The sequence below is a fragment of the Parabacteroides caeci genome (assembly GCF_023656795.1).
GTDB lineage: Bacteria > Bacteroidota > Bacteroidia > Bacteroidales > Tannerellaceae > Parabacteroides > Parabacteroides segnis.
In genome coordinates, this window is the sequence record NZ_JAMOKT010000009.1 from 1 (window position 1) to 16,914 (window position 16,914).

General features: G+C 41.8%; 9 protein-coding genes. 2 read left to right on the plus strand and 7 right to left on the minus strand.

Annotation, left to right across the window (positions count from 1 at the left end; translation table 11 throughout):
• The first annotated feature begins 123 nt into the window (after positions 1-123).
• Both NBH15_RS06350 and NBH15_RS06355 read left to right on the plus strand, forming a co-directional pair.
• Positions 124-3,162: a SusC/RagA family TonB-linked outer membrane protein gene (locus NBH15_RS06350; RefSeq protein ID WP_250822222.1), complete on the plus strand. Its 3,039-nt coding sequence runs from the start codon at positions 124-126 to the stop codon at positions 3,160-3,162.
• 12 nt (positions 3,163-3,174) lie between these two features.
• Entirely contained in the window at positions 3,175-4,833 is a 1,659-nt protein-coding gene (locus NBH15_RS06355; protein ID WP_244050600.1) for a SusD/RagB family nutrient-binding outer membrane lipoprotein, read from the plus strand.
• Positions 4,834-4,901: 68 nt separating this feature from the next.
• Here the strand turns inward: NBH15_RS06355 and NBH15_RS06360 are convergent, their stop codons facing one another.
• From NBH15_RS06360 to NBH15_RS06390, 7 genes are all read right to left on the minus strand, one after another.
• Complete coding sequence (locus NBH15_RS06360; RefSeq protein ID WP_048316542.1) at positions 4,902-5,507, minus strand: L-threonylcarbamoyladenylate synthase; 606 nt, start codon at positions 5,505-5,507, stop codon at positions 4,902-4,904.
• 23 nt (positions 5,508-5,530) lie between these two features.
• The gene (locus tag NBH15_RS06365) at positions 5,531-6,388 is read right to left on the minus strand and encodes an enoyl-ACP reductase FabI (protein WP_046146122.1); all 858 of its coding nucleotides are present in this window, start codon (positions 6,386-6,388) and stop codon (positions 5,531-5,533) included.
• Between the two features lie 250 nt (positions 6,389-6,638).
• Complete coding sequence (locus NBH15_RS06370) at positions 6,639-8,156, minus strand: RagB/SusD family nutrient uptake outer membrane protein (protein WP_186961094.1); 1,518 nt, start codon at positions 8,154-8,156, stop codon at positions 6,639-6,641.
• Positions 8,157-8,168: 12 nt separating this feature from the next.
• Positions 8,169-11,468, minus strand: a complete 3,300-nt coding sequence (locus NBH15_RS06375; protein ID WP_250822223.1) for a SusC/RagA family TonB-linked outer membrane protein — start codon at positions 11,466-11,468, stop codon at positions 8,169-8,171.
• Between the two features lie 1,202 nt (positions 11,469-12,670).
• Positions 12,671-15,136 (minus strand): bifunctional UDP-N-acetylmuramoyl-tripeptide:D-alanyl-D-alanine ligase/alanine racemase, encoded by a 2,466-nt coding sequence (locus tag NBH15_RS06380; protein ID WP_250822224.1) that lies wholly within the window; start codon positions 15,134-15,136, stop codon positions 12,671-12,673.
• Between the two features lie 3 nt (positions 15,137-15,139).
• Positions 15,140-16,126 (minus strand): GSCFA domain-containing protein, encoded by a 987-nt coding sequence (locus NBH15_RS06385; RefSeq protein ID WP_250822225.1) that lies wholly within the window; start codon positions 16,124-16,126, stop codon positions 15,140-15,142.
• Position 16,127: 1 nt separating this feature from the next.
• Entirely contained in the window at positions 16,128-16,769 is a 642-nt protein-coding gene (locus tag NBH15_RS06390) for an HU family DNA-binding protein (protein ID WP_250822226.1), read from the minus strand.
• Positions 16,770-16,914 lie beyond the last annotated feature (145 nt).

Here is a 16,914-nt window from a genome sequence, read left to right on the forward strand (position 1 = left end):
AGTTCTGGTAGAACTTAGTTCTTGTTCTGGCTGTATGTGTGTAAATGTTAAACCTGTTATTTAACTTTAGGATAAAGTGTTATGGAAATTTTCATTATTAATTCACCTAAACAATCTGACTTTATGAGGAAGAGCTTTGTTATGTTGGTACTATTCTGCATTGGGATATGTACAAATGTGCTGTGGGCACAAGGAAAAGTAAGCGGTGTTGTGATGGACAAAGAACTGAATGAGCCTCTTGCTGGCGTAAATGTTCTACAAAAGGGTACGACTATTGGAACTGTAACTGATTTCGATGGAAAGTATTCTCTGGAAGTTGGTGAAAATGCAATTCTGGTATTTTCTTATTTGAGTATGAAAACAGTAGAAGAACCGGTTAACGGACGTTCTGTTGTTAATGTTTCTATGGTTTCCGATTCTGAACAATTGGGCGAAGTTGTTGTAACTGCCATGGGTATCAAACGCGAATCGAAAACGTTGTCATATGCAGCCCAGACTGTTGGCGGCAAAGACTTGAATGAAATTAAGAACGTAAACATGATTAACTCTTTACAGGGTAAGAGTGCCGGTTTGCAGATCACTCCGAACTCTACCGGTGCGGGTGGTGCTTCCAAGATCCTGTTTCGTGGTAACAAATCTATTAATGGTAGCAACCAACCGTTGATTGTGGTAGACGGGGTACCTTTGATGATGAATGTGTCTGATTCACAGGTAAACAGTAATTATGGTGGAGGTCGTGATGGTGGTGATGCCATGTCTACGATCAATCCGGACGATATTGCTCAGATAACTTTATTGAAAGGTGCTTCTGCGGCGGCTTTGTATGGTGCTGTGGCTGCCAACGGTGCAATTATGATTACTACTAAATCGGCATCGTCGGGTAAAGTGTCGATCGATGTATCGAGCAATACAACAGTGGAAACAGTTGCTTCGTTGCCTAAGTTCCAGAATTCTTACGGAATGAGCAATGAGGGTACATTCAGTTGGGGGGACAAATTGTCGACTACTGCTCCAAATTATGCAAAAGATTTCTATCAGACTGGTTTCACTACCAACAATTCAATTGCTTTGAGTGGTGGTAATGAACACATCTCTTCTTATTTTTCTTATGCGAATGTAGCTTCTCACGGTGTAACACCGAAAAATACCTATATGAGTCATAACCTGTTGGCTAAAGTCGGTTTCCACCTATGGAAGAAAGTTCATATTGATGTAAGTGCCCGCTATAATAATCAGGATATTGAGAATCAGGCAGCAGCCGGTTTTCTGAGTAATCCGGTTACCGGTGCTTATCTGTTCCCGAGAGGAGAAGACTGGGATAATTACAAAAATAATTACGAGGTGTATAAACCTTCTTTGAACGCAAATGTCCAGAACTGGACGAATGTTGCCCAGGAACAATTCTCCAACCCTTACTGGATGGTGAACCGTCAGAAACCGACTTCAAACCGTAACCGTTATGAATTCGGGGGTAGTGTTAAATATGATATTATGGAAGGTCTTTCCGTTACCGGCCGTTTGCGTTACGAACGTGGCGATGAGAAATGGATATATAATGAATATGCTTCCAGTACAGGCGGACGTAACCAGATGGGTACCATGAAGGATTCCCGTATTTTCAGTGAGCAGATGTATGGAGATATTCTGGCAAGCTATAATAAGAGCTGGGAAGATACTTATACTTTATCGGTGACAGCTGGTAGCAGTTTTACGAAAACAACTGGTTCCAGTGTTGATTTGATCGGTTGGGGTGACTCCAAATTCTCGGTTGTAGATGGCAAACCGACTGGTAGTGCTTATTATCCGAATATCTTCTCTCCGGCTAACTATTACCGGATGACTACGACTGAATCATTGAAAGAAAAACGTTTGAATTCTGTATTCGCGACTGCTCAGTTCGGTTATAAGGAAGGTTTGTTCCTAGATGTAACTGCCCGTAATGACTGGTCTTCTGCTTTGGCATATACGGATGGTGTTTCTTTCTTCTATCCGTCAGTAGGTGCCAGTGCTTTGCTGGATAAGTTTATTGACTTTGGCAAGAGTGTTAATATGTTTAAGTTGCGTGCTTCTTACTCAATGGTAGGTAATGACGTTCCTATTTTTATGACGAACCTGCGTTATGAGTTAGGTGACCAGGGAGCTTTGACGCCTCCCGAAAATGCACCGTTCAAAACATTGAAACCGGAAAAGACAAATTCTCTGGAAGTTGGTTTTGACGGAACATTCCTACAGAATCGCCTAGATGTGAATCTTACATATTATAAGACAAATACAAAGAACCAGTTCTTCTCAATCTCAGCTCCGTGGGAAACAGGTCTGAGAAATCGTTATGTAAATGCCGGTAATGTGCAGAACCAGGGTTTTGAAATTGGCTTGGGTTGGCATAATCAGTTTACCGATCATTTTAGCTGGAGTACAAACTTCAACTTTGCTTATAACGAGAATGAGATTAAGGAATTAGTGGATGAACTACCTGACGGTTTGACCCTGGCTGATTATGGCGGAGCAAAAGTGATCCTGAAGGAAGGCGGCCATTATGGTGACTTGTATGTTCGTCAGATCAAAAGAGATGACAACGGTAAACCTGTTGTTTCTGAAAACGGTGCTCCCCAGTTGGGTGGTGACGGTATTCAGGATCTGAAATATGTCGGTGATATGAATGCTAAAGTAAATATGGGTTGGACCAATACATTCCACTATAAAGATTTCACTTTGTCATTCTTGATCGATGCAAAGGTGGGTGGTAAAGTAATGTCTATGACCGAAGCAACATTAGATGGTTGGGGTGTTTCTGAACGCTCTGGTGCTGCCCGCGATAATGGTGGTGTTGTGTTTGAAGGAGTAACTTTCGATCCTCAGAAATTCTATTCCGTAGTAGGTGCAACAAACTTCAATTCGCAGTATGCTAATGAGTTGTATGTTTATGATGCAACAAATGTCCGTTTGCGTGAGTTGTCTTTCGGATATACGTTCCGTAACCTTTTCGGTATCGGAAAGAATCTGAATGCGTCTTTGATCGCCCGTAACCTGTTCTTCTTCTACAAAGATGCTCCGATGGATCCGGATGTATCAGCCGGTACCGGAAACGGTTGGCAAGGGGTTGATATGTTTGCGTTGCCTTCTTCCCGTAGTATTGGTCTTAATCTGAAATTAAACTTCTAATCTTGATTATCTATGAAATTAAATATATTATTCAAATATGCAGCCGCTTTGGGCCTGACTATTGCCTGCGGCACGATGATTGTCGGTTGTACTGATAATTTTGAGGAACTGAATACCAATAAATATGAAGTCGATCCGGATAACATGCCGTTTGAGGCTCAGTTCATAGAACCGATTACTTATGTATATGCTCCGCAGCAGAATATGTTCCAGTTCTGGACAAACCTGAGTGTTGATCTGTTTGGCGGTTATTTCATGACCCCTCACAACTTTGGAGGTAACGGGAATGCCGATTATAAATTGAACCGTGGTTTCTGTGGCGGTATGTATGAGAATTTTTATCTGCATATCTTCAATAATACCCGCCGTCTGATCAATGCCTGTGATGAAAAGGGTATCAAAGATTATGCTGCCGTTATGCGTGTTGTCCAGGTTTACGGTATGCTGATGACGACAGATGCTTACGGACCTATTGCCTATCAGTCTGTATTGGATGGCAATGATGTGGCTTTTGCTTATGATACACAGGAAAGTGTTTATAATAGTATGTTCACTTTGCTGGATGAAGCAATAGAAGGTTTCAAAAATGGAACTTCAGCCGTAGCAGACATGCAACAGTTTGACTATTGGTGCAAAGGTGACCGCTCTTTATGGATAAAGGTTGCTAACCAGTTCAAACTTCGTATTGCGATGCGTATTGTAAAAGCGAATCCGACTTTGGCAAAACAGAAAGCGGAAGAAGCGTATCAGGGTGGTGTTCTGACCTCTGCCGATAAAGATATTCTGATCGATCAGGGTCTAAGTAATGAATTGACCCGTATGTTCGAATGGGGAGATTGTGGCGTCAATGCATCTTTGGTAACTATTATGGAAGGTTATAAGGATCCTCGTACGCCGTTGTATATAACGAAGAATACTCAGGAAATTGCTGCCGAAGACGGATCTAAAATAGCTGTAGATACTAAGTATCTGGGCATACGTGCGGGTTGTGAATTACCTTCGAAGCCGAATAAATGGGGTGGTTTCTCAAGTGTCGTTTGTTCTTATGCTACTCCGTTCCCGGTAATGAAGGTGGCAGAAGCTTATTTCCTGCGTGCAGAAGGTGCTTTGCGTGGTTGGAGTATGGGTGGTAATGCCAAGGATTTGTATGAAGAAGGTATCCGTATCTCTATTAATAATGAGTTGAAATACAAAAAGGCTTATGTGAATGGAACGGTTGATATATCTGAACAAGATATCGAGAATTACATCAATGGTACTACAACGCAGATTGACTTCGTAGATCCGATTGACTCTAAAAATAGTTATAAAGCAATGAATACAGTGCCGGTTAAATGGAATGATGGTGCGAGCAATGAAGAAAAGCTGCAGCGTATCATTACGCAAAAATGGCTGGCAAACTTCCCGTTGTCTACAGAAGCCTGGGCTGAATATCGCCGTACAGGTTATCCTAAACTATTCCCGGTTCGCGTCAATAGTAGTAACGGAACAATTGATACGGATGAACAAATTCGCCGTCTGATTTATTCTGAAATTGAAATCAATACAAATAATGCAGAATTACAGAAAGGTATTGATCTGTTGAATCAGGAAAACTCAAGTGGAAAATTTACCGGCGATATTGGCGGTACTCGTGTCTGGTGGGATAAAGCAAATGTGGGGAACTTCTAAATTGCAGATTCTGTTAGATAGTTAAAATAAAAAAGGCTTCCTGTTTCAATGCAGGAAGCCTTTTTGCTTTATTCTAATATACCTTTCCCTTGGCGTACAATCTCAAACTCATCCGTGGTGCAATCTACAACCGTTGAGGCTTCGAAACCACCGTAGCCACCGTCGATAACGATGTCCACCGTATTTTCATACTTTTCATGGATCAGCTCCGGATCGGTCGAATATTCGATCACGTCATCGTCGTCATGAACAGACATGGTCAGAATAGGGTTTCCCAGCTCCTTTACTAGGGTCCGGATAATATTGTTATCCGGTACACGGATACCGACTTCTTTCCTGTTTTTGTATATTTTCGGCAATTCGCTACTTGTTGGCAGGATGAAGGTGAAAGGACCGGGCAGGTTCTTCTTCATCAGCTTGAATGCCGTGTTGCTCACTTTGGCATATTCGCTCAAATTGGAAAGATCGTAACAGATGATGGAAAGGTTGCTCTTTTGAGGATTGATACCTTTCATCTGGCAGATCTTTTCAACTGCGCGGACATTCAGCGCATCACAGCCGATCGCATATACTGTGTCGGTCGGGTAAATGACCAGGCCTCCGTCGCGAAGGACGTCGATAACCTTGTCTATTTCCCTCGGATTGGGATTTTCGGGGTATATTTTTATTAGCATAACTGTCAGCTATTTACGGCTGGTTAGCCGTAAATAATATTTCCGTTCTCGTCGGTAAATTCTTCTAATCCTTTGCTGTACTGGTTCATGGCGCGAAGGCTCATGCCCATGCTTGAGAAGCCACCATCGTGGAAAAGGTTCTGCATAGTAACCTTGCGGGTCAGGTCGGAGAACATTACGATGCAGTAATCTGCACATTCTTCGGCCGATGCATTACCCAGCGGACTCATCTTATTGGAGAAATCCATCAGATGATCCATACCTTTCACTCCGCTACCGGCTGTTGTCAGGGTCGGTGACTGAGAGATCGTATTGATACGTACTCCCTTTTCGCGTCCGTAAATATAACCGAAGCTGCGTGCAATCGATTCCAGCAGGCTCTTGGCATCCGCCATGTCGTTGTAACCGAAGAAAGTACGCTGTGCTGCCACATACGATAAAGCAAGTACCGAACCGCAATCGGCGATAGCATCCTGCTTTTTGGCTACCTGGAGCATCTTGTGGAAAGAGACGGCGGATATATCCAATGTCTTTCCCAGCATATCGTAATCCAGGTCATCGTATGTACGTTTTTTGCGCACGTTCGGACTCATACCGATAGAGTGCAATACGAAATCTATTTTTCCTCCCAGTATTTCTACTGATTTTGAGAATACCATTTCCAGATCTTCCACGCTAGTGGCATCTGCCGGCAGCACTTCAGCGTTCAGCTTTTTAGCCAGGGCGTCAACTTCACCCATACGTACGGCAACCGGCGTATTACTTAATGTAATAGTTGCCCCTTCTTCCACAGCCTTTTCTGCCACCTTCCAGGCAATCGACATCTCGTTCAGCGCACCGAAGATAATGCCTCTTTTACCTTTCAATAAATTATGACTCATACCTTTATTTAATTTATTTACGGCACAAAAGTACATAAAATGTGCAAGATGGGCAACTTCTTTATCATAAACAGTGGTTTCAGTCCAAGAATACTGACAAGCATGTATCTTTTTCTGAAAAAAGACTCCCAAGAAGTATTTAATGAAAAAGATCTTCTTGGGAGGTACATTTTTATTCCGATTGTAATGCGGAATAAGGATCAATTATGCTGAAAAAGCGTAAAAGTTAATATCATAATTAATAAATCGATTAATATCCTTCGGTTTGTTTCACCAATGGATCTTTTGTCATAGTTCCCGTATCAATCGGCCAAAGTAATTTATAAGCTTCTGATTGGCTTAGTCCGCTTTGTGTGAATGCTAACGGATTACCAGAGGCATCATGCATACGGCGTACATCAAACCATCTTTTGCCTTCACGTACAAATTCTTTATCTCTTTCAGAAAGTATTGCCAACTCGTTTTCTGCAAAACTCTTATTTGTATAGCTGGGATAAGCATTTCCTGTATATGCTCTTTCTCTGATTTTATTGATTTCAACAGAAGGGTCTGATCCTTGCATGTTTTTAATTTCAGCTCTCATCAGTAATAAGTCGGCATAACGGTACAGAGGCATGTCGTCGCTGTAGTTACGTATATTATTGTCAACTGTTCCCAGAAATTTACGTAATACGACACCGTGTTGTGTTTTATCCTGATTATAGAAATCCATGAATGTCGTATATTTTCTAGTGTCATTTTCATCGTATGATTCAAACAAATCCCATTTGTATTCGTTCGCCAGAATACATCTATCACCTACATTTAATGGGTCGTTCATCGGAATCCCTTCTTTATCATACCAACTGGCCATCATTGGGATATCATACATGAATCTTCTCAAATTCTGTTCTGCTTCTCCTTTCTCATAATGTAAAGTAAGGATAATTTCATTGTTCCCTTTATTGTTGTAAGCAAAAATATCTTGAAATGAAGAGAGTAAACCAAACTTACCGGAAGCCTCCACTGCGGTGAGGGCCTGTGCGGCTGTAGTAAGATCATCAGAGGGGGATGCAGGAGGGTTCCCGTCGGTTTTTACTTTTGCCGCCCACAAGTATATCTCTGCTTTTAGCATTAGCGTTGCTGCCTTCGACCATGTTTCGCGTTTGGATGTTAATGTGAAATTATCATCCTTGAAATAACTTTCGGATAGATTGATTTCTTTTTTCAAGAAATCTAAAATTTCAGCTTCTGTACTTCTGGCTGTGTATAATTCATTCGGACTAGTTGCACCTGTTGCAACTTTCGGTTCAGTAACCAGAGGAACTCCCCCCCAGGTTCGGAGCATATAGAAATAGTAATATGCCCGGATTCCATGAGCTTGTCCTAAATAAAAATCTGTTTTCTCTTTGGATAAGAATGGTAATCCGCTTTCCACTTTGTAGATAAACATATTTACATTAACCAAATTGCCATAGAAACCGTCCCAGTTGGAAAATCCGGGAGAACTTTCCTTTAAATTGTGAATAATCATATTCACATTATCCATGCCTGTTCCAAAAGTTCCGTTTTCAATAAAGAGGCCGCCTCTTTGTTCTCCCATTAGAAAGAATGTGTTGGCTTTATTCCTTAAACTTGTATGCATACCGGACATGAATCCGTTAACCTGTGATTCGTTTTTCCAGAAATTGCCTTCCGCATAGTAATCTTCCGGAGCGATATCCAGTGAGTCACATGATGCAAGTATCAGCATTATACATATAGTGAGATAGTTAATAATATTTTTCATAATTCTTCATTTTTAGAAAGTTAATTGTGCACCAAATACAATTGAAATAGGTAACGGATAACCGGAGTCTGCGAATCCGCGTCCTTCCGGAGTATATACATTGGATTTCAGATAGCCCAGATTTTGTCCCGTGACAGAAAAGGTAAGTCCTTGTACGTTCACTTTACTTATCAGACTCTGTGGAAGGGCATAGCTAAGCGTAATATCACGAAAACATAAATAATTGCCTTTATGAGCAAAGAGAGTGCTACCCCTGTAGTTGTTTTTTATAAGACCGTCAGCACGATCGTATCGTGGATATTTGGCACCAGTGTTTTCTGGTGTCCACGTATCTTTTACATCTTCCAGTGTATTAAATTCTCCCTGGTTATTCGACAAGAATCCGGGGCGGATATTATCGTAGATCGTATGCCCTAAAGCAAAATCTAATTTAGCGTAAAGAGTTAACCCTTTCCATGCAACAGTAGTGTTGATACCACCTGTCCATTTAGGGACCTGGTTGCCAAGAGACGCTTGGTCATACTGGTCGATAATGCCGTCTCCGTTTATATCTTTCCATTTGATATCCCCAGGGGCGAGTTTATAATTTTTTGCTTGATCCTCAGGAGATAGTTTGGCATATTCTTCCGGGCTGTAGGCATCTCCATAATAGGTCGTAATATCTTGTTTTATACCTGACCGGTTGATTTCATCTTCACTTTGGTAAATGCCTTCAGCTATATAGCCTACCATTTGACCGACACGTTGGCCTTCCTGGGTTCCACCGATCCAGATCTTTTCGTAAGTGCCGTCTTCCAGCTTTTTGCCGCTGTAAACCTGCTGACCTCCCTGACGGTTGTTCAGGTTGCCATTGTCCGGTAATTTTGTAACAATACTTTTGATGAAAGTGATATTGCCACCAATATCCCATTTCCAGTCTTTTGTGTTGATAATCTTTACACTTGCATCTATTTCCAAACCATTGTTGCGGACGGAACCGTTGTTTGTCAGAATTGTATTGTAGCCTGATGATCCGGGAAGATCTACATTGGCGTACAGGTCGGAAGTTATGCGATTGAAGAATCCTACACTTAGATTGTATTTATTCTCCATAAAGCTGGCATCGACAGCTGCATCAAATGTTGCGGACTTTTCCCAGCGGATTCCCGGTGTTGGCAAATTACCCATTCCAAAACCTAAAGTTCCGTTATATTTACTACTTGTTCCATAAGAACCTTGTAATGTATAACTACCGATATAATCCGGGTTTACATTTCCGTTTTGGCCGTAACCTGCACGCACTTTCAGGAAAGAAAGTACATTTCGGCTATTTTCCATAAAGTCTTCTTTCAGAATATTCCAACCCAATGATACTCCGGGGAAAAATCCCCATCGGTTATCCAACAGTTTTGAATAGCCGTCTTCTCTGAATGTAAAAGAGAGCAGGTATTTGCCATCATAATCGTAGTTGATTTTACCGAAAGCTGACATAATACGTTGGCGTTCATGCCAGGAGTCAACACCTCTTTTATTCGCTTCCGAACTGGTATATCCCAGGTCCATGAAATCATCTGTCGGAGCTTGCTGGCCGGATGCAGAGAATCCTTTTTTTCTCCAGTCATAAAATTCATAGCCTACTAAAGCATCGAAATTATGCTTCTGAAAACTCTGTTGCCAACCGGCAAGTACATTATAGGTTTGAGTCAATTCTCTTTCGAATTTGGCACTGGTGGATCGGGTTGTATTGATTGTTCCCGGTCTTTCCATGTAATCCCTATCCATCGATTCATAAAAACCTTCGTTATAATACCAGTTACCGACCAGTTTTAAATAAATATGTTTAGTAATATCGAATTTGAATGTTTGTGAGAAAGACATTTTGTCTGTATTATTTTTTCGGGTGAATTTGCCGGCATTAAAATTGGGATTACCATCTTTAGAGTGTACCCCCATTAACAATTCTCCATCTTCATTATATCCACGCATTGTAGGCGGTACACTCAACATGCGACCGAAATATTCAGCAATGCTTTGGTTCATATTGACCGGATCACGCCAACGTGCATCTGCAAAAGAAAAGCCGGAGTATGAAGTAAACCAATCAGTCACTTTGTAATCAGCATTTAATGTAGCGTTAAGTCGTTTGTACCAGGTGTTGATAGGAAATCCTTTTTCATTATAATATCCCAGTCCTAAATAATAAGAAGCCTTGTCGTTTCCACCGGTGATTGAAATATTATAGTCTTGTGTCAGTGCTACTTTACGGAAAGCTTCGTCACGAAAATTTGTTTCGGTGTACAGTAATTCATCACCGTATACCGGATCTGTCATCGTTCGCCACCCTTGATTTAATTTGTAACGGTTTTGATCATTTAAGATCATCGTGCTATAGATGGCTCTGGCATCCTTGTTTCCGTCCAGAACAACTCCTGTGTTCGGGTCATAGATTAAGTTGCCGGTACCGTAACCGTTGGCTTGTTTTAATAAAGACATCCAGCTTTCGGTAGTGGAGTTTCCCGAAGAGGCCGCATTTTTAATGCCCATACGCTGCCAGTGAAGGTAATCTCCTGCATTCAGGAATTCAGGTAAATATCCCATATAACTCAATCCTTCTTTCGCTTTAAAAGAAACTTCCGCCTTCCCTTTTTTACCTCTTTTAGTTGTGATGAGGATTACACCATTATTAGCACGGGCACCATAAATGGAGGTTGCAGCAGCGTCTTTTAAAACTTCCATCGATTCTATGTCTTCCGGATTGAAGTCACTGATTGTACGTACAATACCATCAATAACATATAGAGGGCTTCCACTTCCGTTTAACGAAGCGCCTCCACGTAGAACAACAGTAGGTACACTTCCTGGTTTTCCTGAGTTTTGTTGTACAACCAGTCCGGAAACAGTTCCTGCTAATGCTGCTGCCGGGTTAGCCTTTATGCCAATGACCAGGTCTTTTTCATTTACTTTAGATATTGCCGAGGTTACTTTAGAGCGAACCTGTGTTCCTCCGTAACCGGTAACGATCACTTCTTCCAGTTGTTGTGAATCTTCCGCTAAAGTTACTTTTAGTATTTGTTTGTCGGTAGCAGTTACTTCCATCGTTTTATATCCGATGAAAGAGACCTCTATTTTGGAACCGGCATTTACTTGTATCGTAAAATTACCGTCCATATCTGTGACAGTTCCGTTCTGTGTCCCTTTCTCGACGACAGATGCCCCCGGTATGGTCATGTTATAGTTGTCATAAACAATTCCTTTGACGCTTATTTTGTTTTGTCCCCATGCCATAACAGGTAGTAGGGTAATAAGCAAAAGAATCCATGCATTTCTTTTCATAATATTTTTATGTTTAGTTTATAGTAAAAAGTTTTTTTTATCTTTTTCTTTGATTGATAATATCAATGGATTAAGCCAGCATAATTTATCGCTGTGTGAACAATTCATTTAATTTGTTTTGCTAGGAATGATGTTTTGTGATTTTTCTAATATCCATAGGCATAGATTTTTAGTGAGACAATATGATTTTTATGTGTATTCTTTATTCCCTTTTGTTGGGTAAAAATAAATTTCTTAAAACCTAATCGGTTTGGATATTTGTTTTCAAATCCTAAAAACTTCTTGGCTGATAGTATAAATGATATTTCCGGTAACTTATAGGTAATTATTCTGAACGTTAAGGGCAATATGTTTTGGGTATTATTGTATAAAATATTATATATTTTGAAGGAGGTATTTGTTCTGTTATTCCTCCGATTGTGTTGATAAATACTTAATTCTTTTAGTGTGTATAGTTTGTGTGTCAGAGATATTATTTGTTTTGTTATTTGAGTATTGAAACAAATAATATTAAATATTAAATTAACATAGTTCACACAAGACTCTGGTATAGTGCGAACCTTAAAGTTGATTTTGTGGATATTTTAGGCGATTGTTTATATACGCCTTGTATTTCAAGTAACATGTGCAGAAGTATGTAATATCTGAGGAGATGTGTCTGCATATGATATACTATTTTTTGTCTTTGGAGTATTCTTCAAGAAAGCCTTTTAAAGGTAAATATGAAATATATTTTCATTTAAAGTATTTATTATTAAAAATATTTATTTATATTTGCATTGTATTTAAATATTAAATATGATATTGACGGGGCAAAGTAAAAATGAAGAAAAGTTCCAGTTAGTACCTGATTCCTACTTAAGTAATACAACAATCTGATTTTTTTTGTAAAATGAGACTTATGAATAGGAGAGTAGAATATTATTCAATTTCGTGTAGTTTGCTTTGTATCAGCGCTCTGACAGGATGTCCTAATGGCGGAATACAGCCTTTTTTATTCTTGATAAAGGAGAGGGCTTGTAATGATCGACCAGAGTCTTGTGTGAACTACGTCTAATTAGTTGTTTAAAGAACTAATTGGCTTTTGGTTGAAAATTGTTATTGATAATATGTCAGAATTGTTTTTGGGAGAAGAATAAAAAATAAAAATCCCGGGTATAACCAATCTTATATCCGGGATTTTATTATTTGATAATGTACAGTTATTCCCTGTAATAAACTCTTTTTACCCGTGGAGAAATTGAAGTAAGTATCTCGTAAGGTATAGTTTTCAGTTTGTCGGACAGTTCGCTTACCGGAAGTTCTTCGCCGAAGACGATGACCGGGTCGCCTTCCTGGGCGTCTGTGTCGGTCACGTCGATCATGCAGGCATCCATACAGATATTTCCGACGATCGGACAGCGTTTTCCACTGATGGAGACTTCGCCTCCCCGGTTACTGAAATGACGGTCCAGGCCGTCGGCATAACCGATCGGGATAATGGCGATACGTGAATCACGGTCCACATAAGTACGACGGCTGTAACCGATGGAGTCGCCAGCCGGGACATGTTGTATCTGAAGGATGGTGGTACGCAGGGTACTGACATTGCGCAGGCCTTTTATGCCGGAAGCACTTACACCGTATAGTCCGATTCCCAGGCGGACCATATCCATTTGATAGTCCGTGAAACGTTCGATGCCGGCAGAGTTCAGGATATGTTTGATGACTTTATACTCCAGGCCGTTTTCCAGTTCGGCAGCCGCCTGAGTAAATGTATCCAGTTGTTTCTTTGTGAAATCATCGAAGATGGATGAGTCGCTTCCCACCAGATGGGAGAATACAGAACGTGCCGTTACGCCGCTTTGTTCTTTCAGTCGTTCACAGATCGCGGGGACGTCATCCGGTTGGAATCCCAGACGGTGCATTCCTGTGTCTATCTTGATATGGATCGGGTAGGAGGTGATTCCCCGGCGTTCCGTTTCCTTTATCATGGCATCCAGCAGGCGGAAGCTATATATCTCCGGCTCCAGGTTGTTTTCAAACAAGACATTGAAACTGCTGAACTCCGGATTCATTACGATAATAGGGATTGAGATGCCCTCTTTACGGAGTTCCGCCCCTTCATCGGCAACGGCAACAGCCAGGTAATCGCAACGATGTTCCTGTAACGTTTTAGCCAGTTCGTATGAACCTGCCCCGTATCCGAACGCTTTTACCATACAAACCATCTTGGTTTCCGGTTTCAGCTTCGAACGGTAATAGTTGAAGTTGTGCACAACCGCGTCCAGATTTACTTCGAGGATCGTTTCATGCACTTTCTTTTCCAGTAACTCGGAGATACGTTCGAAGTGGAAGTGGCGTGAACCTTTTATCAGGATCAGTTCGTCTTTGAATTTCTTGAATGTCGGTGATTTGAGGAACTCATCCGTGCTGAGGTAAAATTCCTTTTCGATATCGAATGCACTGCCGTATTCTTTCAGGTCCCGTCCGATACCGATAATCCGGTCGATGTTTTTACGGCGAACCAGGTCGGCAACCTTTTTGTAAAGCGACTTGGGCAAGGTGCCTGATTGCAGGATATCGGAGAGGATCAACGTACATTTCAGGTTCTTGTCCACATGACGGCTCTGCTGGAAGTCGAGGGCGATATCCAGCGAGTTGATATCAGAGTTGTATGTGTCGTTGATCAGCATGCAATTGTTGATGCCTTGTTTTACGTCGAGACGCATGGCGACAGGCTCCAACCTGGCAAATTTGTTTGCATCATTTACGCTGGTCGGCTTTAAATAAAGCATTACTGCCAGGCAATGGATCACATTTTCGATGGAAGCATCGTCGGTGAAAGGAATGACATATTTCTGAGTTAGCCCGAGCAGTGTACAAAGGATGACTGTTTCCGCCTCTTTCTTTTCGATCTTTTCGATGTAAAGCGGCGCTTCGGAATCTGTCCGGCTCCAAGCAATCGCCTTATGTGAAAGGCAGGCCGATTCGATACAGTTGGATATAAACGCATCATCCCCATCATATATAATGGCTTCGCATTCATTGAACAACGTCAGTTTCTCCAGGCATTTCTGCGTGGTGGAAATGAAATTTTCCTGATGTGCTTCTCCGATATTGGTAATAACACCGATAGTCGGAGAAATGATCGGGCGCAGGTTTTCCATTTCATCCGGTTGGGAAATGCCGGCTTCAAAGATTCCCAGCGTATTCTTGTCGCTTATCTGCCAGACAGATAGCGGCACACCCAACTGTGAATTGTAACTGCGCGGCGAGCGGACAATATTGAATTCCTTGTGCAATAGTTGATAAAGGAACTCCTTTACAATCGTTTTTCCGTTACTCCCTGTAATGCCGATCACCGGGATATTGAACTGTTTCCGGTGATGGGTAGCCAGTTTTTGAAGTGCTTTCAACGTGTCTTTTACCACCAGGAAGTTTGCTTCTCCGAGCGATTCGAACTCCGGAAGCATTTCGCTCACTACAAAATTGCGGACGCGCAGTTTGTAGAGTTCCTTTATATATCTGTGTCCGTCGTTGGTCTTTGTCTTAAGGGCAAAGAAGAGACTTTGTTCCGGAAAAGAAAGCCGGCGACTGTCAGTCAGCAAAATGCTGATGGTGCTATCTTGCAAGTTGTTTGCCTGCGCACCGATAATTCTGACGATTTCTTTTATTGAGTATTCCATTCTTTACATTAGTTTAGACTTTATTATTTCCATCTCTTTTGTACTATCAAAGGAAGGAAATTTCTCGTTAATTCGTTTCATCTTTAACAAAGTTTGCGAGATGAAGCGTTTATAGGCTTCACTTTCGGGCTGGAACGGGCGGTGATTAATAGCCTTTTGGATCTCTGCCCATTCTTTAAGAAAGCCTTTCGTTTCATCGGATAAGAAATTTTCTGTAAAACGTTGCCAAATATAATCAACAGCGAGCTCCGAAGGATGCAGCATGTCGGTTGCATAGAAGCGGTAATCGCGCAGCTCGTCCATCATGATTTCGTAGGCTGGGAAGTAAGCGATCCGTTCCGGATAGGCCGTCTGGAGCGTATCGGTTGCCAGTAGCAAAGTGGCCTTACTGAGTTGATTGCCATGTGCCCCGTCCTTCCAATGGCGTATCGGACTGACGGTGAAAAGTATCTTCAGGTCCGGGCATTGCTCCCATAAAGAGAGCAACAATTCCTTCCATTCCGACACAATCTCTGCCACGGATAGCATCGAGCGGTTAAACATTTTCTCCGGTAGCTTATGGCAGTTTGCCACCACCTGGCCGGAGCTTTTCAGTCGGTAGACATAGGCAGTCCCCAGTGTAATCACCATATATCCGGTCTTCCTGATTTCTTGTGCCGAGGCAAACAGCCTGTCGTTAATATTTTCCAGACACTCTGTTTCCGAGGTGGAAGAGAAACGGCTGTGGTGCGTAAAACTATGATATACGCCTTCGTGCCGGAATAAATTATTTGCTGTAAACCGCTCCGGATGCAGCAGCATTCGCAATGCGGCAGCGATGGATGCCGGATTATACAGTGTTCCGAACGGATTAATATCGACATTGAACTTGTTCTCAGCCAGCTTCGCCCCGATATTTTCCGCAAAACAGGAACCGAGCAGTAAGATGCGTTCCTGCCAGGAAAACCAGAAAGGAGGCTTGGGTATTTTGATAGCGGTGTATAGTTCCATATTATTCCGTTGGGTCGTTAGGTAACGGGCCGGCTGTTGGTTGCTGGGGCGAACGCCTGGTGTAGAAAGCCCGTTTTCCGCACCAGCTCTTTTGTATCTGATTGTCTTCAAGCAGCTGTTCCAGATCTTTTTTAGTCTTTTGCCGCGTGCATTGGTTCAGGCTGGCAGCAACCGTCAGGTTGATTGTCCCATAGTTTTTTATATACCACAGGATACGTTTCTGCCGGATATCGGCATTGTAGTTTTTTTTCTCGCCGGTCCCTTCCCGCCGTTCGATACGAACGCCCCGGAAACGTTTCTTCAACTCCGGATCAGCACGGAACTCCACGTTCTTAAACTCAATGGATGCCGAGCGTATATCTTTTTTGTTTTCCACCTGCTGCTTGCATTTCAGCGTCACCGAAAACGTACCAATCCCTTCCAGATGTACGCTCTGGCTATTACTGAGACAGAAGTACAACCGTTCGCTGATTGCCTTGATTGCCCCTTTGATATCGGCCGTCGTGAAAGTGCTCATGCTCTCGATCATCCGCGCCAGTTCGTTGGTATCGACGGTCTGGATATTGATAGCTCTGGCATGTAACGTCGGCTTCTCTTCCCCATTCCTGGGTGGATTGGCAAATAAGTCGTATTCAATACTCATATTCCTCCTGATATTTAAGGTTTAACGTTATGACTATTAAGGATTTTTCTCCCTAATCTTATTTATGAAACAATTTCTTTCCATAAATGTAAGGTTAGGAATACAAATATGTAAGGTATGCTTTACATTTATGTAATGTATTCCT